The organism is Caballeronia sp. LZ024, assembly GCF_031451455.1.
Classification (GTDB): Bacteria; Pseudomonadota; Gammaproteobacteria; order Burkholderiales; family Burkholderiaceae; genus Caballeronia; species Caballeronia telluris.
Map to the genome: position 1 here is coordinate 835,894 of NZ_JARUXL010000004.1, position 25,304 is coordinate 861,197.

The 25,304-nt window shown below is 63.9% G+C and carries 32 protein-coding genes; 15 read left to right on the forward strand and 17 right to left on the reverse strand.

Features of this window, described 5'->3' with window-relative positions:
- Nucleotides 1-7 precede the first annotated feature (7 nt).
- From QCE48_RS26005 to QCE48_RS26020, 4 genes are all read right to left on the reverse strand, one after another.
- The gene (locus QCE48_RS26005; protein ID WP_309783276.1) at nt 8-304 is read right to left on the reverse strand and encodes a phosphopantetheine-binding protein; all 297 of its coding nucleotides are present in this window, start codon (nt 302-304) and stop codon (nt 8-10) included.
- Nucleotides 285-1,073 (reverse strand): lysophospholipid acyltransferase family protein, encoded by a 789-nt coding sequence (locus QCE48_RS26010; RefSeq protein ID WP_309783280.1) that lies wholly within the window; start codon nt 1,071-1,073, stop codon nt 285-287. The genes QCE48_RS26005 and QCE48_RS26010 overlap by 20 nt, the downstream gene beginning before the upstream one ends.
- Complete coding sequence (locus tag QCE48_RS26015) at nt 1,057-1,761, reverse strand: beta-ketoacyl synthase chain length factor (RefSeq protein ID WP_309783282.1); 705 nt, start codon at nt 1,759-1,761, stop codon at nt 1,057-1,059. The genes QCE48_RS26010 and QCE48_RS26015 overlap by 17 nt, the downstream gene beginning before the upstream one ends.
- Before the next feature lie 244 nt (nt 1,762-2,005).
- Nucleotides 2,006-2,299 (reverse strand): hypothetical protein, encoded by a 294-nt coding sequence (locus QCE48_RS26020; protein WP_309783284.1) that lies wholly within the window; start codon nt 2,297-2,299, stop codon nt 2,006-2,008.
- On the opposite strand from QCE48_RS26020, the gene QCE48_RS26025 reads away from it, so the two are divergent.
- Nucleotides 2,298-3,263 (forward strand): nucleoside hydrolase, encoded by a 966-nt coding sequence (locus tag QCE48_RS26025; protein ID WP_309783285.1) that lies wholly within the window; start codon nt 2,298-2,300, stop codon nt 3,261-3,263. The genes QCE48_RS26020 and QCE48_RS26025 overlap by 2 nt on opposite strands.
- Here QCE48_RS26025 and QCE48_RS26030 read toward each other — a convergent pair.
- Both QCE48_RS26030 and QCE48_RS26035 read right to left on the reverse strand, forming a co-directional pair.
- A complete protein-coding gene (locus QCE48_RS26030; protein ID WP_309783286.1) occupies nt 3,260-3,940 on the reverse strand; it encodes an alpha/beta hydrolase in 681 nt (226 codons plus the stop codon). The two genes, QCE48_RS26025 and QCE48_RS26030, sit on opposite strands and share 4 nt — an antisense overlap.
- Before the next feature lie 12 nt (nt 3,941-3,952).
- Nucleotides 3,953-4,342, reverse strand: a complete 390-nt coding sequence (locus QCE48_RS26035) for an MAPEG family protein (protein WP_087628609.1) — start codon at nt 4,340-4,342, stop codon at nt 3,953-3,955.
- Between the two features lie 116 nt (nt 4,343-4,458).
- Between QCE48_RS26035 and QCE48_RS26040 the strand changes: the two genes are divergently transcribed.
- Nucleotides 4,459-4,854, forward strand: a complete 396-nt coding sequence (locus tag QCE48_RS26040) for a DNA-binding protein (protein ID WP_309783288.1) — start codon at nt 4,459-4,461, stop codon at nt 4,852-4,854.
- On the opposite strand, the gene QCE48_RS26045 is transcribed toward QCE48_RS26040, so the two are convergent.
- From QCE48_RS26045 to QCE48_RS26060, 4 genes are all read right to left on the reverse strand, one after another.
- Nucleotides 4,841-5,674 carry a phosphatase PAP2 family protein gene (locus QCE48_RS26045; RefSeq protein ID WP_309783289.1) on the reverse strand — a complete coding sequence of 278 codons (834 nt, stop codon included), beginning with the start codon at nt 5,672-5,674 and terminating at the stop codon, nt 4,841-4,843. The genes QCE48_RS26040 and QCE48_RS26045 overlap by 14 nt on opposite strands.
- Nucleotides 5,671-6,507, reverse strand: coding sequence for a metallophosphoesterase family protein (locus QCE48_RS26050; protein WP_309783290.1), 837 nt, complete (start codon nt 6,505-6,507; stop codon nt 5,671-5,673). The genes QCE48_RS26045 and QCE48_RS26050 overlap by 4 nt, the downstream gene beginning before the upstream one ends.
- A complete protein-coding gene (locus tag QCE48_RS26055; RefSeq protein WP_404982193.1) occupies nt 6,504-7,514 on the reverse strand; it encodes a diacylglycerol/lipid kinase family protein in 1,011 nt (336 codons plus the stop codon). The genes QCE48_RS26050 and QCE48_RS26055 overlap by 4 nt, the downstream gene beginning before the upstream one ends.
- A gap of 187 nt (nt 7,515-7,701) precedes the next feature.
- Complete coding sequence (locus tag QCE48_RS26060) at nt 7,702-8,142, reverse strand: CBS domain-containing protein (protein WP_116563231.1); 441 nt, start codon at nt 8,140-8,142, stop codon at nt 7,702-7,704.
- A 372-nt stretch (nt 8,143-8,514) separates the two neighbouring features.
- Here QCE48_RS26060 and QCE48_RS26065 point away from each other — a divergent pair, with 372 nt between their 5' ends.
- Complete coding sequence (locus tag QCE48_RS26065; protein ID WP_309783291.1) at nt 8,515-9,471, forward strand: chemotaxis protein; 957 nt, start codon at nt 8,515-8,517, stop codon at nt 9,469-9,471.
- A 154-nt stretch (nt 9,472-9,625) separates the two neighbouring features.
- On the opposite strand, the gene QCE48_RS26070 is transcribed toward QCE48_RS26065, so the two are convergent.
- The 3 genes from QCE48_RS26070 to QCE48_RS26080 all read right to left on the reverse strand — a co-directional run bounded on the left by QCE48_RS26070 (nt 9,626) and on the right by QCE48_RS26080 (nt 11,058).
- Nucleotides 9,626-9,898: a hypothetical protein gene (locus QCE48_RS26070; RefSeq protein ID WP_309783293.1), complete on the reverse strand. Its 273-nt coding sequence runs from the start codon at nt 9,896-9,898 to the stop codon at nt 9,626-9,628.
- Nucleotides 9,899-10,198: 300 nt separating this feature from the next.
- Nucleotides 10,199-10,543: a response regulator gene (locus QCE48_RS26075; RefSeq protein ID WP_309783294.1), complete on the reverse strand. Its 345-nt coding sequence runs from the start codon at nt 10,541-10,543 to the stop codon at nt 10,199-10,201.
- 173 nt (nt 10,544-10,716) lie between these two features.
- The gene (locus tag QCE48_RS26080) at nt 10,717-11,058 is read right to left on the reverse strand and encodes a hypothetical protein (RefSeq protein WP_309783295.1); all 342 of its coding nucleotides are present in this window, start codon (nt 11,056-11,058) and stop codon (nt 10,717-10,719) included.
- Between the two features lie 218 nt (nt 11,059-11,276).
- On the opposite strand from QCE48_RS26080, the gene QCE48_RS26085 reads away from it, so the two are divergent.
- Nucleotides 11,277-12,299 carry a transporter gene (locus QCE48_RS26085; protein WP_309783799.1) on the forward strand — a complete coding sequence of 341 codons (1,023 nt, stop codon included), beginning with the start codon at nt 11,277-11,279 and terminating at the stop codon, nt 12,297-12,299.
- Between the two features lie 4 nt (nt 12,300-12,303).
- Here QCE48_RS26085 and QCE48_RS26090 read toward each other — a convergent pair whose 3' ends face one another.
- Nucleotides 12,304-12,771, reverse strand: a complete 468-nt coding sequence (locus tag QCE48_RS26090; RefSeq protein WP_309783296.1) for a nuclear transport factor 2 family protein — start codon at nt 12,769-12,771, stop codon at nt 12,304-12,306.
- 94 nt (nt 12,772-12,865) lie between these two features.
- Here QCE48_RS26090 and QCE48_RS26095 point away from each other — a divergent pair, with 94 nt between their 5' ends.
- Nucleotides 12,866-13,438: a TetR/AcrR family transcriptional regulator gene (locus QCE48_RS26095; RefSeq protein ID WP_309783297.1), complete on the forward strand. Its 573-nt coding sequence runs from the start codon at nt 12,866-12,868 to the stop codon at nt 13,436-13,438.
- Between the two features lie 150 nt (nt 13,439-13,588).
- Here QCE48_RS26095 and QCE48_RS26100 read toward each other — a convergent pair whose 3' ends face one another.
- Nucleotides 13,589-14,014, reverse strand: coding sequence for an RcnB family protein (locus tag QCE48_RS26100; RefSeq protein WP_309783298.1), 426 nt, complete (start codon nt 14,012-14,014; stop codon nt 13,589-13,591).
- 333 nt (nt 14,015-14,347) lie between these two features.
- On the opposite strand from QCE48_RS26100, the gene QCE48_RS26105 reads away from it, so the two are divergent.
- The 3 genes from QCE48_RS26105 to QCE48_RS26115 all read left to right on the forward strand — a co-directional run bounded on the left by QCE48_RS26105 (nt 14,348) and on the right by QCE48_RS26115 (nt 16,350).
- Nucleotides 14,348-15,154, forward strand: a complete 807-nt coding sequence (locus tag QCE48_RS26105; protein WP_309783300.1) for a hypothetical protein — start codon at nt 14,348-14,350, stop codon at nt 15,152-15,154.
- Nucleotides 15,154-15,426, forward strand: coding sequence for a hypothetical protein (locus QCE48_RS26110; protein ID WP_309783301.1), 273 nt, complete (start codon nt 15,154-15,156; stop codon nt 15,424-15,426). The genes QCE48_RS26105 and QCE48_RS26110 overlap by 1 nt, the downstream gene beginning before the upstream one ends.
- A 516-nt stretch (nt 15,427-15,942) precedes the next feature.
- Nucleotides 15,943-16,350, forward strand: coding sequence for a hypothetical protein (locus tag QCE48_RS26115; protein WP_309783302.1), 408 nt, complete (start codon nt 15,943-15,945; stop codon nt 16,348-16,350).
- 61 nt (nt 16,351-16,411) lie between these two features.
- Here QCE48_RS26115 and QCE48_RS26120 read toward each other — a convergent pair whose 3' ends face one another.
- Nucleotides 16,412-17,902 (reverse strand): PLP-dependent aminotransferase family protein, encoded by a 1,491-nt coding sequence (locus QCE48_RS26120; protein WP_309783303.1) that lies wholly within the window; start codon nt 17,900-17,902, stop codon nt 16,412-16,414.
- A 185-nt stretch (nt 17,903-18,087) separates the two neighbouring features.
- On the opposite strand from QCE48_RS26120, the gene QCE48_RS26125 reads away from it, so the two are divergent.
- The 5 genes from QCE48_RS26125 (at nt 18,088) to QCE48_RS26145 (ending at nt 23,060) form a co-directional block, all read left to right on the forward strand.
- Entirely contained in the window at nt 18,088-19,185 is a 1,098-nt protein-coding gene (locus QCE48_RS26125) for an ABC transporter ATP-binding protein (RefSeq protein WP_309783304.1), read from the forward strand.
- A gap of 62 nt (nt 19,186-19,247) precedes the next feature.
- On the forward strand, nt 19,248-20,285 hold the full coding sequence (locus QCE48_RS26130) for an ABC transporter substrate-binding protein (RefSeq protein WP_404982199.1): 1,038 nt from the start codon (nt 19,248-19,250) through the stop codon (nt 20,283-20,285).
- Nucleotides 20,286-20,343: 58 nt separating this feature from the next.
- Nucleotides 20,344-21,615: an ABC transporter permease subunit gene (locus QCE48_RS26135; protein ID WP_309783305.1), complete on the forward strand. Its 1,272-nt coding sequence runs from the start codon at nt 20,344-20,346 to the stop codon at nt 21,613-21,615.
- A 5-nt stretch (nt 21,616-21,620) separates the two neighbouring features.
- Nucleotides 21,621-22,460 carry an ABC transporter permease gene (locus QCE48_RS26140; protein ID WP_309783307.1) on the forward strand — a complete coding sequence of 280 codons (840 nt, stop codon included), beginning with the start codon at nt 21,621-21,623 and terminating at the stop codon, nt 22,458-22,460.
- Nucleotides 22,461-22,598: 138 nt separating this feature from the next.
- Complete coding sequence (locus QCE48_RS26145; protein WP_309783309.1) at nt 22,599-23,060, forward strand: DUF3331 domain-containing protein; 462 nt, start codon at nt 22,599-22,601, stop codon at nt 23,058-23,060.
- Nucleotides 23,061-23,129: 69 nt separating this feature from the next.
- Here QCE48_RS26145 and QCE48_RS26150 read toward each other — a convergent pair whose 3' ends face one another.
- The gene (locus tag QCE48_RS26150) at nt 23,130-23,744 is read right to left on the reverse strand and encodes an NAD(P)-dependent oxidoreductase (RefSeq protein ID WP_309783310.1); all 615 of its coding nucleotides are present in this window, start codon (nt 23,742-23,744) and stop codon (nt 23,130-23,132) included.
- A gap of 435 nt (nt 23,745-24,179) precedes the next feature.
- Here QCE48_RS26150 and QCE48_RS26155 point away from each other — a divergent pair, with 435 nt between their 5' ends.
- Nucleotides 24,180-24,374 carry a hypothetical protein gene (locus tag QCE48_RS26155; RefSeq protein ID WP_309783311.1) on the forward strand — a complete coding sequence of 65 codons (195 nt, stop codon included), beginning with the start codon at nt 24,180-24,182 and terminating at the stop codon, nt 24,372-24,374.
- Between the two features lie 466 nt (nt 24,375-24,840).
- Complete coding sequence (bcsD, locus tag QCE48_RS26160) at nt 24,841-25,296, forward strand: cellulose biosynthesis protein BcsD (protein WP_309783312.1); 456 nt, start codon at nt 24,841-24,843, stop codon at nt 25,294-25,296.
- Nucleotides 25,297-25,304 lie beyond the last annotated feature (8 nt).

A 25,304-nucleotide genomic window follows, 5' to 3' on the forward strand; every position in this document is an offset into this window, starting at 1 on the left:
GTTCTCCTCAGGCTGTTTTAGTCGTTGCGGCAACGCCGTCGTGCGTGCTCCGCTGGGTTTCGATCAACGCCGCGAGCGTGTTGATCGAGCGAAAATGGTCGCGCGTGCGCTCGCCGTTCGCTTCGATCGTGAGAGCGAAGTGCTTGCGCAGCACGATGCCGATCTCGAGCGCATCGATCGAGTCGAGTCCGACGCCGTCGGTCGAAAAGAGCGGAGCGTCGTCGTCGATGTCGGCGGGCGTCAGGTCTTCCAGATCGAGTGCCTCGATCAGCAGCGTTTTCAGTTCAAGTTTTAAAGAATCCATGGTCCAGAAGGCGCTGGTTGATATGTGCCTCGACGGCTTGAGTGAGCGCGCGCGCGGCGATCGCCGTGCTCGCGTGTTGTGCGGCGATCGCCGCCGCGTTGATCGGTTCGAGCACGTAGAGCCGCAGACGAAACGGACGCGACGGTACGTGATACCAGCGCATCTGCTTCGTGAACGCGGGCGGATCGCAGTCGATGAGCACGGGCAGAATCGGCGCGTCGGCCTTGAGCGCGATATGCGCGAAGCCGCGCGAGAACGCGTGAAGCCGGTCCGGCGCGGGACTGCGCGTGCCTTCGGGAAAAATGATCATCGTGTAGCCGGCGCCGAGCTGACGCGATGCCGACTCGACGAGTTCGGGCGGCGCCGCGTTGCTCACGTATTCGGCCGCGCGCACGATGCCCCAGAAACACGGATTGCGCCAGTGCGCGTGCTTGACGACGCAGCAAGCCGAAGGCGTCAGCGCCAGCAGGATCATCACGTCGAGATAAGTCGGGTGGTTCGCGACCACGATCATCGGCGCGCCCGTGCGCAAGGCCGATCCGTTGGCGATGTCGAGCCGCATCACGCCGAGCTTCTGCAGCGCGGCGACGAGCGTGCGAAAGAAAACGTGAATGATCGCCGTGACGGCGCGCTGGCGCGACACGCGATGCGGCCATATCGAAGCGAACGGGAACACGAGCACCGAAAACAACAGCCCGCAGACGCCGAACACGACGAAGCTCGCTCCGGTCGCAAGCAGACGCCAGATGAAGTCAGCGCGGGCCGGCATGCCAGCTCCATTGCCAGACGTCGCTCGTGTTCGCGGATTGCGCGCGCCATTGCGCCGCCGTCTTCGATTCCAGACAATGCATGAGCGCTTCGGCTTGCGTGGCGAATGACGGCGCGGCCAGCGCCGCTTCATGCGTCCGCGTGCATTCGATGCGTTGCGCGGCCCGTTCGTCGAGCAGGATCGCAAGCGCGCCGCTTGCTGCATCGTGCCCGGCGCCGTAGATCGGATCTGCCGGCTCGTCTGCATACACGACGAGCACCGGCGACGACGGATCGGTCGCGAGTTGCGCGTGCGCTTCGAGAAGCGCGAGTCCGAGCGTTTGCTCGCCTGCCGACAGCGCGCTCGCGGGCGCGCGCTCGCCGCGCGAAATGCCGAGGACGCCGGTCATTGCGTTGAGCACCGAGAGGCTGAAGGCCGTCGGCGAGACGGATTCGTTTTCGGTGATGGCGTGAAGGATGTCGGTCGTGCGCTTCAGTTCGCCGTGCCGCGATGCGAACACGACCCGGATACCCGCATCCGTGGAGGCGTCGGTCTGCGCGGGCAGGCAGTCGTGCGCGACCTTCAATGCGCTGCGCGAGAGGCTGCTCAACCGCCGGCGGACCATCGGCTCGATGAAGCCGACTTCCGCTGCGCCCGCGACTGCAAAGGACCAACGGGCAACGGGAAGGGTCCAGCGCAGAGCTTGCATATCGCAGGAAAAGGATCAGGCAACAGGGGTTTTGCGTCAGCCAGAACGGCACCGCAGCCAAAATTTAATGGATCAGCGCGATGGCGCAGCGGCGCCTGAATACGGTCGACGCCGGCGAATAAAGCGCAGATGCACCGGTTTACGGCTCACTTTGCCGGATCTTTAGGTAAGCCTGCTTACAAAATCGACGGCTTTCGCGGGCTCTAAACCTCGGGCGGACGTGCATCATACTGAAGAACGCCGGTCAAGTCAGCCAGAATGCGGGATGGGCGTCTCGCGCGTGCGACAGGGCTTGTGCAATTGCGTGGATGCTGCCAGCGGCTTCGCCTGGCGACTGCTGCGGCGGGCGGAGGCCGGCGGTATCGACACGAATCTCGGCCGCGAGCCGGCGCTTTCCGCCGCTGAACGTCGGTCCGATCGTCGCGGCCGGCGCATGGCAAATCCTTCGTGCCGAACCCGTCAGCGGCGATGGATACAAACCCTGCCGCATTTCCATCAGATAAGCATCACGAATCGTTATTCGGGAACAACCCGCCATGCCCCTCCACAAAGTCATCTACGATACCGATCCCGGCATCGACGACGCCATGGCGCTCGTTTTTCAGGCACTGCATCCGGAGATCGACCTGCTCGGTATCACGAGCGTCTTCGGCAACGCGACCATCGATACCACCACGCGCAACGCGCTATATCTGGCGCAGCGTTTCGCACCGGGCTTGCCGGTGGCGCGCGGCGCCGCCGCGCCGTTGCAGGGCGCCGCGCCCATGCCGCTCGGCTGGATTCATGGCGACGACGGTCTCGGCAATATCGCATTGCCCGAGCCGGATCACGGCAAACTCGACGCGCGGCCGGCGCATCGTTTCATCGTCGAGACGGTGCGCGCGCATCCCGGCGAGGTCACGCTGCTCGCGGTCGGGCCGCTGACGAATCTGGCGCTCGCGCTCGCCGACGATCCCGGCATCGCGCATCGGGTGAAGGAAGTGGTGATCATGGGCGGCGCGTTCGGAATACGCGGCGTGCTCGGCAACGTCACGCCCGCCGCCGAGGCCAACGTCCACGGCGACCCCGAAGCCGCCGACATCGTCTGCGCCGCGCCGTGGAAGCTCTCGATCGTCGGACTCGACGTCACGCACGAAACCGTGATGACGAACGCCTTCCTCGCGTCGATCCGCGACCGCGGCGGCGAGCCGGGCCGCTTCGTCTGGGACATTTCGCGCCACTACGAGCGCTTTCATTTCGAGAGCGACCGGATCGAAGGCATCTACGTGCACGATTATTCGGCGGTCGCGTACCTGCTCGCGCCGCATCTGTACGAGACGCGCAGCGGTCCGGTGCGCGTCGTGACGAGCGGCATCGCGACCGGGCAGACAATCCAGAAGCCGTCGGCGATGCACGTCGACGCGCCCGACTGGGACGGGCGTCCGGCGTGCGCGGTGTGCGTCGGCGTGGACGCGCCCGCGGTGCTGAACCTGTACGAAAGCACGCTCTGCGCTGGCGCTTAGGACGCCGCCGCGAGCCGCTCGCCGAGCCACTCGCGCAACGCCTCGATCTCTTCGAGGCAGACCGAATGCGGCATCGGATACGCGTGCCATTGAACCCGACAGCCTGCCGCCAGCGCGAAATCGCGCGCGGCTTCACCGAGTTTGAGCGGCAACACGTCGTCGGCTGTGCCGTGGGCGGCGAAGATCGGCGTGTCGCGGTTCGCGGCGCTGAACGACGCCTCGATCAGACTCTTCGACGGCGCGTAGCCCGACAGCACGATCAGTCCCGCGAGTTTGTCGGGGTGCGTGAGACCGGCCGTGTAGGTCATCGCGCCGCCCTGCGAAAATCCCGCGAGGAAAATCCGGTTGGTCGGAATGCCGCGCGCGTTCTGCGCCTCGATCAGCCGCCGGATCGTGGCGCACGATTCCAGAATGCCCGCCTCGTCGACGCGCCGCTCGATGCCCTCGAACGACAGAATGTCGTACCACGCGCGCATCACGTAGCCGTTGTTGGCGGTCACCGCGATCTCAGGCGCGTTCGGAAACACGAAGCGCACGGCGGGCGCGTCGGACAGACGCAACTCGGGGATGAGCGGCACGAAATCGTTCGCATCGGCGCCGAGGCCGTGCATCAGGATGACGGCGAAGGACGGGTTCGGCGCGGTTTCGATTTCGATCGTCGGCGGCTGGTCTGTCATGCGAATCCTTGTTCAAATGATGGGTACGAGCACCAGAATGATCCCCGCGAGCGAAGCGAGCCACACGAGCGAGCGCAAAAACGGCACGCCCGCCGCGTACAGCGGCACGTAGATCACCCGCGCGACAATATAAAGCAGCGCGCCCCAGTGCGTGAGCGCGCCTTCGCGTCCAGCGACATGCGCGATCAGGATCGCGGCGGCGAACACCGGCAGCGTCTCGAAGAGATTGCTCTGCGCGCGCATCAGGCGGCCGGTCAGCTTGCGAGGCGGCGGCGCGGGCGCGTCGCGCGGACCGGCGTTGTAGCCGATGCCCGTCTCGCCATTGCGCAAGACTGCGGGCAGGAGCACCTGAACGAGCGCGAGCACGAGCGTCCAGGCGAGAACCGTCAGTTCAAAGCTCATGGGGTCTCCGGGTGGCGAAGTGAATGGCGAGACAGCAAGCGGCGTGCGCGGACATCATGCCATCGCGGTCGCAATCTCGCGTGTAGTCTTGTTCCTTTCACGAGGAGAACCGCCCGATGCACACACTTCCACTGCGGCTCGTCCCCGGCGACGACCTGCGCTCGACGCTCGAAGACATCGCCCGCTCGCGCACGCCCGGTGCCGCGTTCGTGCTGCAGGGCATCGGCAGTCTGAGCGTCGCGCAACTGCGCTACGCGGGCGCCGACGATCCGGCCGAACTGCGCGGCGACCTCGAAATCCTGACGCTCGCCGGCTCGCTTTCGCCGGATGGCGCGCATCTGCACATGTCCGTCTCCGACCGCGACGGGCGCGTGTACGGCGGCCATGTCGCGAAAGGCTGCATCGTGCGGACGACGGCGGAAATCCTGGTCGCGTGTCTCGAAGAACACCGGTTCTCGCGCGAAACCGATCCGGCGACGGGCTTTCCCGAACTCGTCGTCAAGCCGCGCTAGGGCGTCGCCGCCTTCGCCACACCATCCGCGACACCTCGATGCTCAAAATGCACGCGACGAGCCACGCCGTCCCCGACGCGAAACCCGCCAGCACGTCGCTCGCGAAATGCACGCGCAGAAAAACGCGACTGCACGCGGTCGAGAACGCGACGACCGTCGCCGCCACCGCGATCGGCACGTGCCAGCGCGCGGGCGTCGTGCGCACGAGCACGTAGGCGATGATCCCGTAGGTCACGAGCGAGCCGGACGTGTGTCCGCTCGGGAAGCTCCAGCCGGCGGCCGTCGCGATCGACTGATCGTGCACTGGGCGCACGCGCTCGAAAATGTGCTTGAGCGTCTGGTTGAGCAGTCCGTTGCCGGCGATCGCGAGCACCACGCCGAGCGCGAGCAGCCGCCGCCGCGCGACGAACAGCGCCGCCGCGCCGCCGACACACCACACGGTCAGCACCCACGGATCGCCGAGATGCGTAATCCACGCGAACGCGCGGATTACGCCGGGCGCGACCGATTCCGCGATGGCGTCGGCGAACGTCTGGTCGAGCCGGCCGAGTTCTTCTTCGGCGCCGAGTTCGTCGGCGATCGCGGCGAAAAGCGCCGCCCCGCCCGCGATGACCGCGAAACTCACCGCAAGCTGGACGACGAGCAGCGTCTTCGGCGGAATGCGGCTGTCGTCGCGCGGCACGCCGTAGCGCAGCACGAAGCGCCACGCGAGCGGCACCGCGACCACGAGCGCGAGCAACGCGATGCCGAAGCCCGCGAGCGCGTGCTCGCCCGCGAAGCGCGCGAGCGTGCCGCTGTCGACGCGGCCGAGGGCGTTCATGGCATCGCGCAAGCCTGACGGGCTTCGTCGAAGACGAGTTCGTGATGCGTCACGCGCCCGAATGCGCCGCTCGCTTCCGCGAAATCCCAGCGCTCGACGACCGCGCGCCGCGGCCCGGGGTCCGTCTGATCGTAGCGAATCAGGTTCACCGAATTGTCGATCGTGCCGCGCACCCGCGCCGACACCGCCGTGCCCGCCTGCACCGCCCACATCCGGCGCGGCAGATTCGCGAAAGTATCGTGCAGCGGCAGCACGTAAGGCAGATGGATATGGCCGCCCATCACGAGATCGGCGCCCGCGCGCGCCCAGCGCTGCACGGCGCGCTCACGCCCGTGCAGCAGGTTCGCCTCGTCCTGCGCGCGCGTCACCGCGACCGGCTGATGCGTGACCACGATGCGCAACTGCTGGGGCGTCGCACGTTCGAGCCGGTCGGCCACGCGCCGCACCTGCTGCATCGACACCTCGCCGTCCTTGTGGCGATAGGGCCGCGTCGTGTTCAGCGCGATCACGAGCAGCGCGGGCGAATCGAACACCGGTTCGAGATCCACGCCGAACACGCGCTGATGGTTCACGTACGGACGGAACGCGCGCGCGAAGAGGTTGAAGAGCGGGATGTCGTGATTGCCCGGCACGACGAGCGTCGGCGTGGCGCCGAGCCGGTCGACGAACGCGCGCGCCGCGAGAAATTGCGCGCGGCGCGCGCGCTGCGTGAGATCGCCGGACATCACGACGAGATCGGGCGGCATCGAATCGACGAGACGCAGCAGCGCATCGACGACGCGCGGCCGTTCAGTGCCGAAATGCGGATCGGAAACCTGCAGCAGCAGCGTCATGAGCGATTGGCTTGGGCGATGTCGGGCTCCGGCTTGAGCAAAAAGAGCGGTTCCGGCGCGACGTGGAATTCGAGCGGCATGTCGAGCCATGTCGTTTCGCCGTCGGTCGCGATCTTCACGCGGCGGCGGCGCTTGCCCGGATGCGTCACGGTGATGCGGCGAAACGTAAAACTGACGACGTTGTCCGCGTCGGAAAGACGCCCCGCCGCGCCGCGCAGCGTGAGCACGATCTTCGCGAGCCGGCCGACCGCGCGCGGCGCGATCGCTGCGAGCAAGCCCTGTTCCAGAAGCGGCGCCTCCTTCATGCCGATCTGTTCCAGTTGCAGCCGGTTGTTGCCGACAAAGAGCGTCGACGTGCGGATTTCGCGCCGCTCTCCGTCGTGGTCGATGTGCAGCCGAAGATGGCGATGACGCCGCAGCAGGGTCGCCATCGCGGAAAAGAGCGCGATCAGGCGGCTGCGGCCGAACTGGCGCTTGTAGACTTCGCGGTCTTCGAGGAGCTTCGGATAAAGGCCGAGACTCGCGTTGACGAGAAACATGCGGCCGTTCACGACGCCGACCTGCACCGGATAGGCGCGCGCGGTGAGCAAAAGGCGCGTCGATGCTTCGAGATCGGCGGGAATGCCGTGGTCGCGGCTGAAGTAGTTGAACGTGCCGCGCGGCAGGACGGCGTAGGGGCAGCCGCTGCCGAGCGTCGCCTCGGCGACGGCGCAGAGCGTGCCGTCGCCGCCCGCGCCCACGACCACGCCGTTCTGTGCGATCGCGTCGGCCACGGCGCGACGCGCGGTGGCGCCGAGTTCGGCGGGATCGTCGACGAGACGCAGTTCATAGCGGCGTCCGGCGGCGCCCAGTTCGCGTTCGAGGATCGCGCGCGTCTGTGCGCTCTGCTTGCGGCCGGAACCCGCGTTCATGACGATGAAAAACGGGGCGTCGTCGGGGATCGTGAGAACGGGGGCGCAGGCGGGAGCTTCGTCCGGCGGTGCGGCGGGCGTGTCTAGCGGGGTCATCGGGCGGGCGCCTCCTCGTGCACAACGCGCCGCGTTTTCCGGATGAATCGCGACGCGGCGCGCGCTTCACGCGTCGCAGCCAGTATAGGAGTGGCTTACAGTTTGCTTGGTTCCGGGATCGAAGGAATGAGCCGGGCGCATGGCGCGCCCAGGCTCAGATACGCGCAGACAGCAGCCGTTGCACGCCCTACGTATGCTCCCCGCGAATATAGAATTCGAGCTGCTGAATGGTGAACTGCTGCTCGGAGATGATGTTCTTGACCAGATCGCCGATCGAAATCATGCCGACGAGCTTGCCGCCGTCGATCACCGGCAAATGGCGCATGCGCTTGTCCGTCATGAGCGCCATGCAGTCGTCGGTGGTCTGGTCTAGGCGCACGTAGCGCACCTGCGACGTCATGATGTCGCGCACCGGCGTCTGCTTCGACGCGCGGTCCATCAGCACCACCTTTCGCGCGTAGTCGCGCTCCGTCATGATGCCGACGATCTCGTCGCCCTCCGTCACCACCACCGCGCCGATGTGCTTTTCGGCCATCAGCTTGATCGCGTCGTACACCGACGACGTCGCGGCAATCGTATAGACCGTCTGTTCGGGCTTCGAATTCAGAACCTGTGCGACAGTTGCCATCGAGCGCCTCCGGTTTGACTGCACGGCACGCATCGGCCGATGCGCGCTTGTCCCATGCATAGTGCTGTTTCTTCTTCGGGATCGCCACTTCTCGCCGCGGTAAGCGTCCGCGCGCGCCGGCAATTTACGCCCCGATTACCCCGACTATTCAAAAAGTATAGATCAGAGACCCCTCGCGATGTGCGCCACCGCCCGCAACGCCGGTTTGCCGCCGGTCAAGGCCCGGCGGGATTTCGTATCGGACATGCCTTCAGTTTCGCAGAAGTCTGCCGCTAATCAGCAATCCATCGCCGCACACCGGGCGATGGCACGCAGACTTACACACACGCCTGGACGCGCACGCCGCTTCCCGGCGACGATCAGGGGCAAAGAGTGAGCAATTCACAGCACGACATCGAGCAGCGCGTCCGGCTCGCCGGCAACAACATGTTCGAGCTGCTGCTGTTCCGGCTGGGCGAAGCCCCGGATTCGGAGCAGCGGGAGCTTTACGGCATCAACGTCTTCAAGGTGCGCGAAATCCTCGCGATGCCGGCCATCACCGCCGTGGCGGGCGCGAACGACGAAATTCTCGGCGTCGCGGACATTCGCGGCCAGATCATTCCGGTGATCGACCTGGCGAAAGTCACCGGCTGCCGTCCGAAAAACGGTCCGAAGATCCTGCTCGTCACGGAATTCGCGCGCACGACGCAAGGTTTCGCCGTCGAGGAAGTCGACGATATCGTGCGGCTGGAGTGGAATCAGGTGTTGTCGGCGGAATCGCATTCGAGCGGCAGCACCGTGACGAGCTTCGCGCGCCTCGATGGCAATGTCGACGGCTCGCGGCTCGCGCAGGTGCTCGACGTCGAGCGCATCGTGCGCGACGTGCTGCCGTCGCAGGACGCCGACATCACCGAGGAAAGCACGGGCCACGTAAAGCTCAAGCCGGGCGCGAAAGTACTCGCCGCCGACGACTCGGGCGTCGCGCGCAGCCTGATCGAACAGAGCCTGACCGCGATGGGCGTGCCGTTCGTGATGACGAAGACGGGCCTGGAAGCGTGGAACGTGCTGCAAAGCGCGCAGAAAAAGGCCGAAGCCGACGGCACCGCCGTCAGCGACCAGATCGCGCTGGTGCTGACCGATCTCGAAATGCCGGAAATGGACGGCTTCACGCTCACGCGCCGCATCAAGGCGGACGCGGGCCTGCAATCGATTCCGGTCGTGATCCACTCGTCGCTGTCGGGTTCGGCGAACGAGCAGCACGTGCGCAAGGTCGGCGCGAACGCCTACGTCTCGAAATTTGTGGCGGCCGAGTTGGCGTCGGTCATGCGCGAAGCGCTCTACGGGACGTGATTGCGCGAGCAGCGCGCCGGAACTAAAGCCGAACTGAAGCCGCAAACGCGCCGACGCCCGGTGCAGCGAGACCTCGTGAGTCTGCTGCACCGGGCGTCGGTTCGTTTACGCGACGCGCCCGGACCGGCGGATAGCCGGTCGGACGCGGTTTCGATCAGTGACCGAAGTAGATCGAGTTCGTGTCGTTGGCTTGCGCGCGGCTGCCTGCCTGGCTCAGCGTGTCGCGCGAACCGCCGTAGGCGCGGGCGTCGCTGCCGCTCGTTGCCTGTTCAGCGGCGATGGTCTGTGCGCTCGGGCCTTGTTGCGAAGCGGGCGCCCCGACTGCCGGGCGATACGAAGGAGCCGGACCGTAGCCGCTGGCGAAAGCCGGCGCGGCGAGAGCGGCGGAAGCTGCGATCAGCAAGGTAGCGAGAAGATTGCGTTTCATGGTGTTCTCCAAAGGCGTTTGACGTTCGTTTCAGAAGACGCCGCAGCAGGCTTGCTTGAAACTGTGTGCTACGTCGATGAAATGCAGTGTATACCCCTACTATCGAATTTTTATCTCCATAAATTTCAATTCTCTTTTCGGGATAAACCAACAATCGATCTGGCACCGAAACATTAATCGGGCGCGAAGGCGCGCCGCGCAAGGCTTCTCGCGGATCGGACCGGCACGTTGGTTGACGGGGGCAGAACAATCGCGGCGCAGATTTTTCGTGCGCCGCGTCGTGAAGAGCGAGGAAGGCGGCTAGTGGACGAGCCGCTGGATGAGGTGAACCAGCGCGCCGGGCGTATTGCCCTTTTGGCAATAACCGTCGAAGCCAGCGCGCAGGCCTTGCGTGCGCACGTAATCTTCGCCCAGCGCGGTAAACGCGATGATCCCGACGTTGCGGGTCGGCGGAATTCGCCTCAGGACGCGCGCGGTGGCGAAACCGTCGTGCTCCGGCATGCTGATGTCGAGGACGATCACGTGCGGAATCCACCCGTCGATCGCGTGGAGGGCGTCGACACCGCTCAGCGCATAGCGGGTTTCGAGGCCATCGGCGGCGAGCGCGGCGGCGAGTCCTTCGGCGCTTGCTTCGTTATCGTCCACGACGAGAACGCGCCAACGCTGCAAATCGACGTCGACACTTCGATCCGTCCAGAGGACGCAAGAAGACTGAAAGACTGAATGCATGAAACGCCCGGAATATTCGCCTGAGCGACGGGAAGCAGGTTTCGCGCCCGGACCGGGCATCGCGCGGACGTTCGCGGCCGTGGGCGCGCTCAGGCGTCGTCTTTCTTGTTCCGCCGCCGCTTGACGGGCGCTTCTTCGCTGGCGCGAAGGCGCGCGTTCGCCTGCACGAGCAGATCGGCGCCGCGCTGGACGAGCGCATGTTCGAGCGCATCGATGGCATCGCGCAACGCGGCCTGCTCTGCCTTCCCGAGGCTCACCGGGCCCCGTTCGACGACACGCTTCGCCTCCTTTTCGAGACGCTTGTGCAGTTTCGCGCCCAACCTGCTGTCGATGGCCTGCTCGCGCATCAATTCGGTGATCGCCATGGCAAGCCGTATCAGGCCGGCCGCGCTCGTCTGCGTGGGCTCGTCGATTTCGTCCTGAATATCCACGTCGGTTCTCCGTAAAGCGGCGAATGCGAGGCAATCACGCGTCGTGTCATCGTAGTGGATCAATATGACAGTCACGCCAGCGATCCAATATGCACGATTTCACCGAGACGCGCAGCACTCGACGCGCGCAATCCGGGCAATCCGGCGGCGAACCGATGGCACACTACGGCACTGAAGGCGTTCCGAACCACGGCATCATCGACCATTCCACCCCCCGCATGAAATCCGCCACGATCCAGCCAGCGCCATACGGCTCCGACTTCTCGGGCCTCGTTTGCGGCTTTCGCTTCGTCGCCGACGAACCCGGCACGCCCATCGATTCGAGCGGCGTCGTCGAATGGCTGTCGCGCGCGGACGCCGCGAAGGAATTTCTCTGGCTGCACTTCGACCTTGCGAACAGTTCGAGCGAGCGCTGGATGCGCGCGCGGCTCGACCTGCCCGACGCTTTTTTCGACACCCTGCGCGACGGCTCGCATTCGACCCGCATCGAGCATCAGGAAGGCGCGCTCATCGCCGTCATCAACGACGTCATCTTCAACTTCGAACTGACGCCCGCCGAAATCGCGACGCTCTGGGTCTACACGCATCAGAGACTGCTCGTCACCGCGCGGCTCAAGCCGCTGCGATCGGTGGACACGCTGCGCGAATCCGTGCGGCGCGGCGAAGTATTCCGCTCGCCCGCCGAACTGCTCACGCACCTGTTGCGCGATCAGGGCGACCTGCTGGTGCAGATCGTGCGACGCACGAACGTCGAGGTGGACGGTATCGAGGATCGTTTCCTTTCGATGCGCGCGCCCGCCAGCCGCTCCGACCTCGGCGCCATGCGACGCGTCCTCGTGCGCCTCCAACGCCTGCTCGCGCCCGAGCCGGGCTCCGTGTTCCGCCTGCTCGCGCGGCCGCCGCGCTGGCTGCATCTGCATGATGTGCAGGATCTGCGCGACGCGACCGAAGAATTCTCGCTCGTGCTCGGCGATCTGGCCGGACTCGTCGAGCGCATCAAGCTCTTGCAGGAAGAAATCGGCACGCGCATGGACGAGCAGAGCAACCGCACGCTCTTCACGCTGACGCTGGTCACGGTGCTCGCGCTGCCGATCAACATCGTCGCGGGATTCTTCGGGATGAACGTCGGCGGCATTCCGTTCGCCGAGAATCATCACGGGTTCTGGCTGATGGTGCTGATCGTGGCAAGCTTCACCGTGCTCGCCGGATGGTGGGTGTTCCGCCGGCGACGCGATCGCTAGCCGGTCATAACCCGAGGTCGCTCAGGCCCGGATGATCGTCCGGGCGGCGGCCGAGCGGCCAGTGATATTTGCGCTCCGATTCCTTGATCGGCAAGTCGTTGATGCTCGCATGCCGGTGCGTCATCAGCCCAGCCTCGTTGAACTGCCAGTTCTCGTTGCCATAACTGGAGAACCAGTGGCCGGAATCGTCGTGCCATTCGTAGGCGAACCGCACCGCGATGCGCGAACCGTCGTGCGCCCACAACTCCTTGATCAGCCGATAGTCGAGTTCGCGCGCCCATTTGCGCTGCAGGAACGCCTCCACGGCGGCACGCCCGTCGACGAATTCCGCGCGATTGCGCCAGCGTGTGTCCTCGCTATACGCAAGCGCGACGCGCTTCGGATCGCGGCTGTTCCAGCCGTCTTCGGCCAGACGCACTTTCAGCTTCGCGGATTCGATATCGAACGGCGGGAACGGCGGTTTGGTTTCCATGGCGCATCCTGGTTACAGGTTCAGTGGCGGGTAGACAGACTTGTCTCCTCGCAAACTCTAGCGTAGGGAGACAGACCTGTCTACAATCGTTTGCATGAACCGCACCGCTCAAGCCGAAGCCACCGAAGCCAACGATCCCTCGCCGTCCGATCGCATCCTGCATACCGCGCACGATCTTTTTTATCGCGACGGCATCCGCGCGACCGGCATCGACCGGGTGATCGCGGAATCGGGCGTCGCCAAGAAGACGTTCTATCGGTATTTTCCGAGCAAGGACGATCTGATCGTCGCGTTCCTGGAGTATCGACACAAGAACTGGATGACGTGGTTCGCCGACGCGCTCGAACGTCACGGCGGCGGCTGCGCCGCGCTCGTGCCGGCGCTCGCCGAATGGTTCGAAAGCGATGTTTATCGCGGCTGCGCGTTCATCAATTCCGTGGCGGAAGTGGGTGGCACGCACGCGCACGCCCTGGATATCGCGCGCCGCCACAAGCGCGACATGACCGACGCGATCAGGAAGCTGCTGCCCGCCTCCCGGACCGCGAAGGCGGATGCGCAAGCGCTCGCGATGGCGGTCGACGGCGCGATCGTCGCCGCGCAGTTCGAGGACTCGCCGGCCGTCGCGTTGAAGTCGCTCGCGCGCATCGTGCGGGCGATGAGCGCGTAAGTCCCGCGGGCAAAAAAGCACCGGCACGACGCCGGTGCGAAGGGTTGGTCTACGGGATGTGACGCAACCGAGAGAAAACCGAGCTGAACGCGCCGTCACGCGACGGAGAAATCAAGCGTCCCAACGTCGCGATAGAGCGCGCCGCAGCGCTTATCGTGCGAGCACGATCTGCGCGATGATTCCCGAGGTCACCGCGACGAGCAGATAGTCGCCGCCCACGCCGACCCAGTGATAACCACGCGGCGGCTGGCGCAGCCCATAGCCGCGCCAGTCGTCGACGACATACTGGCGGTTGTGATAGTCGCTCGACAGGCGCTCGCCCTTGTGCCAGTCCCGATGATCCGGACCGTTGTCCGCGTGCGCCGGCGGACGTCCCATGTCGTGACGGTCGTCATGGCCCTGGTCGTGCGCTGCGCCCGGATGACCCTGTTGAGGCTGGTTGCTTGCATACGGCTGATGGCCCGGGCCGCCGTGTCCGTCTTCGGGGCCGCCGTGGATCTGCTGCGCGAAGGCCGCGCTGGTTGACAGACCTACGCTCGCGCAAAGTAGCGCAACAACGATTCGACTTTTCTTCATGAGCACCTCTTGTACGTTCCAGAAATCTGCCGATCAAAAAGGTCGTCCGGATCGGTCGATGCCGGACGAATCGGTAGTCGAAACTGTACGCGGCGGTGCGCGAAAGCGGCGTGATAATGTGTAAGCAACGCTTACTGCAAATTACGGGATAGGCGCGGCGCGATGCGTCATCGGCTGGTCTATCGGGCACGCGCGCGGATAACGGCAACGTGCTTGAGCGAATCGGCCCGCTTTGGGCTACATGAAATGTTTGAATTCCTCGAAGCGCATCCCAAAAACATAGGTGTCCTACAATCTGCTAGGTTTACGCCGTCATAAACGACGGGGCCGGCGATGGGTGGAATTGAACTGAAGACCGATTCGTTTCAACGCTGGATGATGTATAGCAAGGATGCCTACGGAAGTGGGCCAATTTTTCTCACCGCCGAGCAGAAACAGGCGATTGAAGAAGGCAAGAAATTTTCGCAACGCGCATTCGCCGATGTATGGGCAAAGGATGCCGCGCTTGTTCAACGGGTGCGCTCGTTTCTCGGGACGAATTTCCATTGGCATCAGCGGCTGGCAAAGCATGGCGCTGCCCTTGACGTCGTAGAAACCTTGCAGTCCATGATTCGCGGCGAGAGTGTTGTACTCATTGCCGAGCAAGCGCCACCAGGCGGCGCGGTGAGCAATCCGGCACCTAAGCCGCAAGAGCTTCCCAGTTTCCGCGAATCATTGATGACCGGCTTCGGGATGTCATACGATGCGGCGACGGCTTATATTGAACGCTATAACGACATGGTCGACCAGGTGAATGCCGTTGCCGCCCGCTATGCAAATGCGGGCGCTTCATCACTGGCCGACGGCGCTAGTGATCTGGCAGATGCCGCGACGCCGTCCGGGAATACCGAAGACAGCGACGGCGGTAGCCTGCTCAGTGACGCGCAGCCGTTTGAATATCAGCCGGATTCATCGAGCGGTGATATAACGGAACTGGCGGCGCGTGGTGTAAGTGAAGGAGAGGAAGGAGAGTGCTTCGCCGCTTACGAGAGGGACCTTGACATGTGCAACGCCCTCGCCATTCCGATGGGCGGCGCTCGCGCCCTTGCTCTGTGCAAGCAACAGGCATTCTCTAACTATCAGCAATGCAGGGGATATTGATGGCCGCAAAGCACCCACCCTATTCGGTTGTTTTGACTTACGCAGAAGACCGCCAAATGCTGACAGCGCGCACGGTTGAAACTGCCCGACTGGCCGACCTCATGGCAACAAGACTTGAGATGCCAATCCTTCTCGATGAATTCGAGTTCAAGCTCGACGACGAATTTGCAAGACGACTGGGCGTCGCGGTCCTCAACCTGATTGCACTGGGCCAGCCCGAGATCAAGCAATACATGACCGTGACGCAGGCACCACTCCCGCGCGACGAATAGCCGGTCAAGAAGCACCGGTCTTCCAGCGGTGCTCCTGCCTTTCTTTTTGCCGCGTCTAGTGCTCATGCGCGGCTCGTCGAGGCCCTTGCAGACGATACTAAGATGACGAAAACACCGCGAGCTACAATCGTTTTCTATGACGAAGATTCTGGGGAATTCAAAATTTGTAATATACAGCGAACACAGGTCCAGGCCCAGATTGAGCGAGCTATGGTTATGCCTGTACCGCTTGATGATCAGGACGCCTCAGACTCCGCGATCACTGACGAGGATGCGCGTAGGCTGGGAGGCATGTTGATGCTGATGCAAGGGTATTCGAATCCCGAATTGCGCGAACGTTTCAAATTCGCGACAGAACGGCCGATTAATTGGGACTCACCGACGCGACCCGCGCCGGATTAATTCACTGCCGGCAGCGACGAGAATTTGCGCTCAAGGTTGATGACAAGTTCGCCGCCCATTCGGTGCGGCAGTACTCGATCTGCTCGCCCTCTCACACCCGATCTCAAAGCGAAGATGAACCCCGCCCCGCACCCTGATGCTCGGCAACCCCATAAAGCCAAGCACTCCTTCATACAGGGCATTTTGCAATGGGCGGTGCGCGTTTCATGGATGCCTGTACTCAACGCGCGTTTCAGAACTATCAACAATGCAGGGGATATTGATGTCAGATCATCCAGAAAAGCGGTGCGTCGTAGTATTCTGGTCCGACGAAAAACAGGCGATCGTTTCTTATACGCTCGATCTTCGAAAGTCAGAGCGGTCACGTCACGGCTGTTTCCGTTGGAGCTACCAGCAGCCGAGTACAACAACGTTTTCGATGATGAGTTCGCTCGTAGATTTGGCGGCGCGACCCTGAAGTTGCTCGCGCATTCCAACCCGGATTTGAAGCCTCTTATCAAAGTGACAGACGCAGCAGACTGAGGAACGCGAAGCACTCTTCGACACCCTTGCGTGACAACGCACAAGCAACGCCCATCGCAAACTACGGCACAAGCGCCGCACGACGCGTCATCGCCTGTTCGATCGTCTGCGCGAGCGTGGCGAACGCGGGACCGATCTGCTCGCTCGGCACGCACGCATAACCGAGCATCAGCCCCGGCCGAGCCGAGGCCCCATCCGCGTAGTAATTGACGAGCGGCCTCGTGACGACACCCGCTTCGAGCGCCGCGGCGGCGACCGCGCGGTCGTCGGTGCCGTCGGGCAGGCCGAGCACGAGATGCAATCCGGCTTCATCGCCCATCACGTCGAGCGTGTCGCCGAAATGCGCGGTGATCGCGTCGATCAGCAATTGCCGCCGCTCTCCGTACAGCGTGCGCATGCGCCGCACGTGCGACGTCAGATAGCCGTCCATGATGAATTCGGTCAGCACGGCCTGCTGCATCAGTTGCCCTTCGCGATAAAGCTCGGCGATGCCCGTGCGGAACGTATCGACCAATTGTTCCGGCACGACCATATAACCCATGCGCAGACCCGGATACAGCATCTTGCCGAGACTGCCGACATAGATCACCTGCCCCGCTTCGTCGAGCCCCTGAAGCGACGCGAGCGGCCGGCTGCCGTATCGAAACTCGCTGTCGTAGTCGTCTTCAATAATCCACACGTCGTGCTGGCGCGCGAATTCGAGCAGCGAGCGCCGCCGCGCGAGGCTCATCACCATGCCGAGCGGATATTGGTGCGACGGCGTCACGAGCGCGAGGCGCGGCGGGTTCTGCATGTCTCGTTCGAGCGGGTTGAGCCCTTCGCCGTCGACGGGAATCGGCACGAGCGTCAGCCCCGCCGACTGAAGCACGCTCCGCGCGCCCCAGTAGCACGGCTCTTCGACCCACGCGCGGTCGCCGAAATCGTTGAGCAGGCGCACGGCGAGGTCGATCGACTGATGGATGCCGGTCGTGATCACGATCTGGTCCGGCGAGCACTTCACCGACCGCGCGACGCGCAGATAATCCGACAGCGCGCGCCTGAGTGGCCGGTAGCCACCGCCGGGCGCGTAGGTCAGCAGTTCGGGATTGGCGCGCTTCCAGAGCCGCGCTTGCAGGCGGCTCCAGGTGCGCGCGGGAAATTCGGAGACGTCGGGCACACCCGGCATGAAGGCGCCCCACTGTTTCGGCGAGACGCCCGCCTCCGCGATCAGCCGCGCGCCACGTCTGGAGAGCGCGCAGGGCTTGCGCGGCCCGCAGTCGTCGACGTGCGGCGCGGCTTCTTGCGGACGCGTGTCGGCAACATAGGTGCCGCTTCCCGTCGACGAAATCACGTAGCCCTCGGCCGTCAGCTGGTCGTAGACGTGCAGCACGGTATTGCGCGCGATTTCGAGGTCGGCGGCGAGCGTGCGCGAACTCGGCAGCTTGGTGCCGGGCGCGAGCTGGCCGGTCAGGATGGCCTGCTGCATCAGGTCGAGCACCTGACGGTATATCGGTGCGGCGTGCGCGCGGTCGAGCCGCGCGTGCAGCCAGTCGGAAAGGATGATCGTGTCCAAGGCGTTTCCTGCGCGCACTCGCGGCCGTCTTAAGTGGTTCTACCGTGAATATTGAAATGGCTCCACATTGTAGAACCGTACAGGGCTATAGTTATTGCAGGCAGTGGAAATAATTTCCGGTGCGGCGCCGCATGCGTTGCAACCGCGGTCATCCGCCATACAGGAATCGAAAGGAGACTCGGACGATGAAATCCGATCAGGTGATCGTCAGCTTTCGCGGCGTTCGCAAGACCTATGATGGCGAGACGCTCGTCGTAAAAGGCCTCGACCTCGACATCTATCAGGGCGAATTCCTCACGCTGCTGGGGCCGTCCGGGTCCGGCAAGACGACCTGCCTCATGATGCTCGCGGGCTTCGAGTTTCCAACGGGCGGCGAGATCTGGCTCGACGGCAAGCTGCTCAACAAGGTGCCGCCGCACAAGCGCGACATCGGCATGGTGTTTCAGAACTACGCGCTCTTTCCGCATCTGTCGGTTCATCAGAACGTCGAATATCCGCTGACGGTGCGCAAGATGTCCGCCGCCGAGCGCGCCGAACGCGTCAACACCGCGCTCAAGATGGTGCGCATGGAAAGCTTCGCGAAGCGTTATCCGGCGCAGCTTTCGGGCGGCCAGCAGCAGCGCATCGCGCTTGCTCGCGCGCTCGTGTTCGAACCGAAGCTCGTCTTGATGGACGAGCCGCTCGGCGCGCTCGACAAACAGTTGCGCGAACACATGCAATACGAACTGAAATCGCTGCACGAGAAGCTCGGCGTGACCTTCGTCTACGTGACGCACGACCAGGGCGAGGCGCTCACGATGTCCGATCGCGTCGCGGTCTTCGACAAAGGCATCGTGCAACAGCTCGACACCGTCGACCATCTTTACGAAGCGCCCTGCAATGAATTCGTCGCGAACTTCATCGGCGACAGCAACCGCCTGCGCGGGACCATCGAGCAGACACAAGGCGACTTCTGCGACATCCGTCTCGTCGACGGCACGCGCGTCTCGGGCCTGAACGTCGCGAAGGCCAAGCCGGGCTCGGAAGCCATCGCGTGCATCCGGCCGGAGCGCATGAAGCTCACGGCGATGGCGGGCAGCGGCCGTGCGGGCGCAAACGCGCTCGCGGGCGAGGCGAAGAGCCTGATCTATTTCGGCGATCACGTGCGCATGCGTTGCGGCGTGCGCGAGCAGGACGAGTGCTTCGTCAAGGTGCCGCTCGGCACGGACGCGCTCGCCGCCTTCACCCCCGGCGCGCCCATCGCGCTGGAATTCGCACCGGAGCACCTGCGCGTATTTGCTTGAGCACAACCACGGTTCCCAACAGCAGTCCACTCATAACAGCAAGCAGAAGAGGAAACCCGATCATGAAGAAGTTCGCAATGTGTTCCATCGCGGCTGCGGCTGCGCTCGTGTGTGCCTCGGGGGCGATGGCCGCCGAACTGACCGTCGTGAACTTCGGCGGCGCAAACGGCAACGCGCAGAAAGTCGCGTTCAACCAGCCGTTCGAGAAGGAATCGGGCGCCAAGGTCACGGCCGTCGAGTACAACGGCGAGCAGGCCAAGGTCAAGGCGATGGTCGAAGCGAAGCACGTGAACTGGGACGTCGTCGAAGTCGAATCGGGCGATCTCGGACGCGGCTGCGACGAAGGTCTGTACGAAAAGCTCGACTGGTCGAAGATCGCGAAGAAAGCGGACCTCGTGCCGGAGTCGCCAGCGACATGCGGCGTCGGGTTCTTCGTGTGGTCGACGGCGCTCGCCTACAACGCCGACAAGCTCAAGTCCGCGCCCGCCGGCTGGGCCGACTTTTGGGACGTGAAGAAATTCCCCGGCAAGCGCGGCATGCGCAAAGGCGCGCGCTACAACCTCGAATTCGCGCTGATGGCCGACGGCGTCGCGCCCAAAGACGTGTACAAGGTGCTCGGCACGAAAGGCGGCGCCGATCGCGCATTCAAGAAGCTCGACGAGCTGAAGCCGAACATCCAGTGGTGGGAAGCGGGCGCGCAGCCGCCGCAGTTTCTGGTCGCGGGCGACGTGGTGATGTCCACCGCCTACAACGGCCGCATCGACGCCGCGCAGAAGGAAGGCAAGAACCTGAAGGTCGTGTGGAACGGCAGCATCTACGACCTCGACTACTGGGCGATCCCGAAGGGCTCGCCGAACAAGGACCTGGCGACGAAGTTCATCGCGTATTCGGTGTCGGACAAGCCGCAGCAGGTCTATGCGCAGAACATCGCCTACGGCCCGGTGAACAAGGCCGCGATCAAGTCGCTCGACGCGAAGACGCAGGACAACATGCCGAACTCGCCGGCCAACGCGAAGAACGCGGTGCTGCAGGACATGGCGTTCTGGACCGATCACGGCGACGAACTGGAACAGCGCTTCACGGCGTGGGCATCGAAGTAAGGGAATGGCGGCCGCCTTCGCCATGCGAAAGGCGGCCGGGTCGACAGGAGACTTTTGCGTGAACACGATGACGATTGCCGCCGAACCGACGCTCGAATCCGCCGCCCGGCTCAAGCGCGAACTGAAGCTCGCGGAAGCGAAAAAGCGCGCGGTGGCGCTCGTCTTCATCGCGCCCCTCGCGATTTTCCTGTTTCTGATCTTCGTCGTGCCGATCGCCGCGCTGCTCACGCGGGCGGCCGAAAATCCCGAAGTCGCGACGGCGCTCCCGCACACGGGCGCCGCGTTGCGCGCGTGGGACCGCAGGACGCCGCCGCCCGATGCCGCCTATGCCGCGCTCGCCCAGGACCTGACCGCGATTCAGGACGGCGAGTCGATGGGCGCGCTCGCCCGGCGCCTGAACACCGAGATTCCGGGCTACCGCTCGCTCGTCGCGAAAACGGCGCGCGCGATGCCGCTCACCGGCGACGACGGCAAGCCGCTCGCCGCGCCGCAGATCCGCGCGAAGATCGTCGAACTCGACGAACGCTGGAACGACGTCAACTACTGGCAGGCGATCGCGAAAAACGCGGGCCGCTATTCGCCGTTCTATCTGCTGGCCGCGCTCGATCATCGCCAGGACGGCTTCGGCAACATCGAGCACGCAGGTCCCGACCAGTCGATCTACCTCAACATCTTCGGGCGCACCTTCGTGATCGGTGTCGCGGTGACGTTCTTCGCGCTCGTGCTCGGCTATCCGCTCGCGTACTGGATTTCGACCCTGCCCGCCCGCCGCGCCAACCTCGTAATGGTGCTCGTGCTGATTCCGTTCTGGACGTCGGTGCTGGTGCGCGTCGCCGCGTGGATCGTGCTGCTGCAAAGCGAAGGTCTCGTGAACAAGGCGCTGATCGGCGCGGGGCTGATCGACCAACCGTTTGCGCTGCTGTTCAACCGCGTCGGCGTCTACATCTCGATGACGCACATTCTCCTGCCGTTCATGATCCTGCCGCTCTACAGCGTGATGAAGTCGGTGCCGCCGACCTACCAGCGCGCGGCGGTGTCGCTCGGCAGCCATCCGTTCGCCGCGTTCTGGCGCGTCTACGTGCCGCAGACGTATCCGGGCGTCGGCGCGGGCGTGCTGCTCGTGTTCATTCTCGCGATCGGCTACTACATCACGCCGGCGCTGCTCGGCGGACCGAACGACCAGATGGTCAGCTACTACATCGCGTATTTCACCAACGTGACGATCAACTGGGGCATGGCCTGCGCGCTTGGCGCGCTGCTGCTCGCCGCGACGCTCGTGCTGTATGTGATCTACGGACGTTTCACGCGCTCGAACGTGAGCCTGGGGTAATCGAGATGAAACTTTCCAAGCCTTTGTTCGCCCCGCATACGTCGGTCGTCGAACGCATCTGGTTTTTCGCGCTGCGCATCATCTGCGTGCTGACGCTCCTTTACCTGATCCTGCCGGTGCTCGCGATCGTGCCGCTGTCGTTTTCGTCGAGCACGTTCCTCGTCTATCCGATTCCCGGCTTCTCGATGCGCTGGTACGAAAACCTCGTGATGTCCGACGAGTGGCGCATGGCCGCGAAGAACAGCTTCATCGTGGCGCCCTCGGCGACCATCGTCGCGACGATTCTCGGCACGCTCGCCGCCGTCGGCCTGACGAAAGCCAACTTCCTCGGCAAAAGCCTGCTGATGGCCGTGCTGATCTCGCCGATGATCGTGCCGGTGATCGTCGTCGGCGTCGGGATGTATCTGTTCTTTGCGCCGCTCGGCATCGCCAACACATATTTCGGGCTGATCCTGGCCCACGCGGCGCTCGGCGTGCCGTTCGTCGTGACGACCGTCGGCGCGACGCTGCAGAACTTCAACTACAACCTCGTGCGCGCGAGCCAGTCGCTCGGCGCGAGTCCGCTCGAAACTTTCTTTCGCATTACACTGCCGGTGATCGCGCCGGGCGTGATCTCGGGCGCGCTGTTCGCGTTCGCGACCTCGTTCGACGAAGTCGTCGTGACGCTTTTCCTCGCTGGCGCCGATCAAACCACGCTCCCGCGCCAGATGTTTACCGGCATCCGCGAAAACATCAGCCCGACGATCGCCGCCCTTGCGACGATCCTGATCGTGTTCTCGACGAGCCTTCTGCTCGCGCTGGAATGGCTGCGCGGCCGTGCGGCGGCGCGGGCGGTCGCTGCCTGACGTGGCTTTTCAGCACAGTCGCGTTTTATTCCACGCGATTATTCGTCCCAACGGGACAGTGTTTTCACCGATGCAGTATTTATCGGAATGTGCCTATTGACGTACGTTCTAGGGCAAGCAACGCCTGGAACAGATGCCATGACAGCATTACTGAAAAGAGCGGACCCGTGGATGCAGACGGTCCACCAGTTGAAGGCGCTCCCGAGCGAGAGCGTCGAGGGGAGCGCGCCGAAGGCGGCGCGCGCGGAAAGCGACTTCATTCTGCAACTGACGCGCGCGTGGGATCGGGATCATCCGCAGCCGTCGAACGACCGCCTGCCGTTCCCGCAGGCCGTGGTGCGGGTGATCGAGCGACCGAGCAGCGCGACGGCGCTCGTCTACTGGTCGGACCCCGGAACGTGCCACTACGGCTATCAGGGCTGGCGCGCGACGACGGCGACGAGCGAAGGCGTCTGCTCGCTTTCCGGCACGCCGATCCACCGCGGCGACCCGATTTACCGTCCGTCGCAGCGAGATCCGAAGCCGCAGAACGCATCCGCGATGATTCTCGCCGCCGCGATGCCCGTCGACGAGGAAGTGGAAGCCGACGTGCACGATTGACACGCCCAACGGCTGAACGCGGCGCTCGGAATAGCGCCGCTTGCGTTTGGCTTACGCCAGACCGGTCGATCAGTATCCGACCGTGAAGCGCTGGCGGATATGCGCGGGCTTTTCGAATTCGTCGAGAAAGGCGATCGCGAAATCCTGGAACGTGATCCAGCTCCGGCCGCTGCCGTCGACGAGCAACTCGTCGCGGCCGAGGCGGAAACGCTGCGTGCGCTTGCCATCGACGAACTCCGCCGACGGCGATACGAACGTCCAGTCCAGTTCCTTCTCGGCGCGCAGGGCATCGAGGAATGCGGCGCCTGCGGCCGCCTCTTCCTTGTACTGCGGCGGGAACTCGGGCGTGTCGATCACACGCACGCCGGGCGCGACGAAAAGACCGCCCGCTCCACCCACCACCATCAGGCGCGGGACGCCCGCCTCCCGCACCGGCCCGACGATCGCGCTCGCCGGAACGCCCGCGAAGCGCGCCGAACTGAATACGGCGTCGTGATCCTCCATTGCACCCGCCAGCGCGTTCGCGTCGAACAGATCGACGCTGCGGGCGCCCACGCCCTCCCGCCCTTCGAGCGGCGCCGCATTGCGCGCAATGCCCGTCACGGTGTGTCCGCGGCGCAACGCCTCCACGAGCAATTGCGTTCCGACGTGCCCCGTCGCTCCGATGATTGCGATCTTGCTCATAGCCTGTTCTCCTTACACGGCTCGCGGACAACGGCGCCCGCTCTGTCACCCCGATCATAGTGGCGAACAAAGCTCCAAGACAGCCGCGAAATGGGCAGAAATAATTTCCCGGACGAAGGAATCGCGCGGATTCTGCCTTTGGTCATTATCCCATTGCGCACCAAAATTGCGCATTAGGGCAATATTCACGCCCGCGCGCGGTGCGCAATCGCTATACCCGAACGTGCGCGCCATAACCCGGGCGAACATTCGCCTGGCACGGCAGCGATTAAACTGTAGAGCCGCGCACTCGTCGCAGACGCAGCCGGGCGTCCGATTCCTTTGCTTCGCGCCGCCTCCAGTCTGCTTTCGGGTGAAATGAACGTCGTCAATTTGTCATCCCTTTAGTCTATATTGCACTCTCTCGCCCGCTCCCACTACCGCAAGGAGTAAATCGTGAAGAATCCGCAAGTGCAGGGTGTGAACGAAGGAGGCGCGGTCCGTCCCGGCGAAGCGAACGTCGAGCCTCCGGTCCGCGCGATGCCCGAATCGTCCTCCGACGATTCCGGCTACTCCGATTCGCTAGACATCCCGCTCGACTACGGCATCGTGATGGATGCCGTCAGAGACGCCGTCAGGGCGAATCTGTGATCCACGAGCTGGTCCCTCGAACAGCGCCCCGAACGGGGCGCTTTTTTTTGCCCCTTCCCGCTGGACCCAAGCAAGTTGCCGCCAGAAAATCGTGTATTTCCGCTCGACGCAGGTAAACTCAGCGACCGCCGCGCCGTTAACGAGATAGTACAAACGGAAGCTTAGATCGGACGAATAGCGTGCTTTTCTGCTGATATGTGAACGCAGAGTTTTTGTCCATCCCTTAAAGCTGCGAATCGGTAAATTGCGGGGCGATTGGGGGTGTCTTCGTCAAATTCGATGGAGATGGCACTGCTAGTCTTTCTACTGGCGAAAAAAAACCCGTTGAAGTACCTTCGGGCGTGCGAAATCCCATAGATAAGCGCGCCGGATTATGTTGTCCACAAGCAGCGATTAAGCTTTCTATGCGATCCGAGTAAGAACGACCGAATATCGGTCGGAGTTCCCAGTCTCTTTCAGGGCCCACATGGTTGCCATTTTTGATTACCTGCTGGAACGCCAGATATCGACGCAATGGCGCGGCGTGCTCGCCGCGCTGGCCGAAGAATTCGAAGCGCAGATCGGGCGCAATGAACTGCGTCAACTGATGAACCGGATCGGGCAGCGCTTCGCGAACGCGCATCCGCTGCCCGCGTGCGAATCGCTCGCGGACCTCGTCGAATCGCTCAACGCCTTGTGGCGCGAGACCGAGTGGGGTTTCGTCGCGCTCGCGGAAGAGCCCGCATATCTGAGCATCACGCACTACTGCGCGCCGTTGCCGGCATTCGGTGAACGCGCGCTCGACTGGACGCCCGCGTTTCTCGAAGGCGCCTACCAGCACTGGCTAGGCGCGCTCGGCGCGGACGGTCTGGCGGTCAAGCAAGCCGGTGAATTCGACGAAAATGCCGCAGTCGAATTTCGATTGGCACGCGGCGCGGCATAAACGAAACA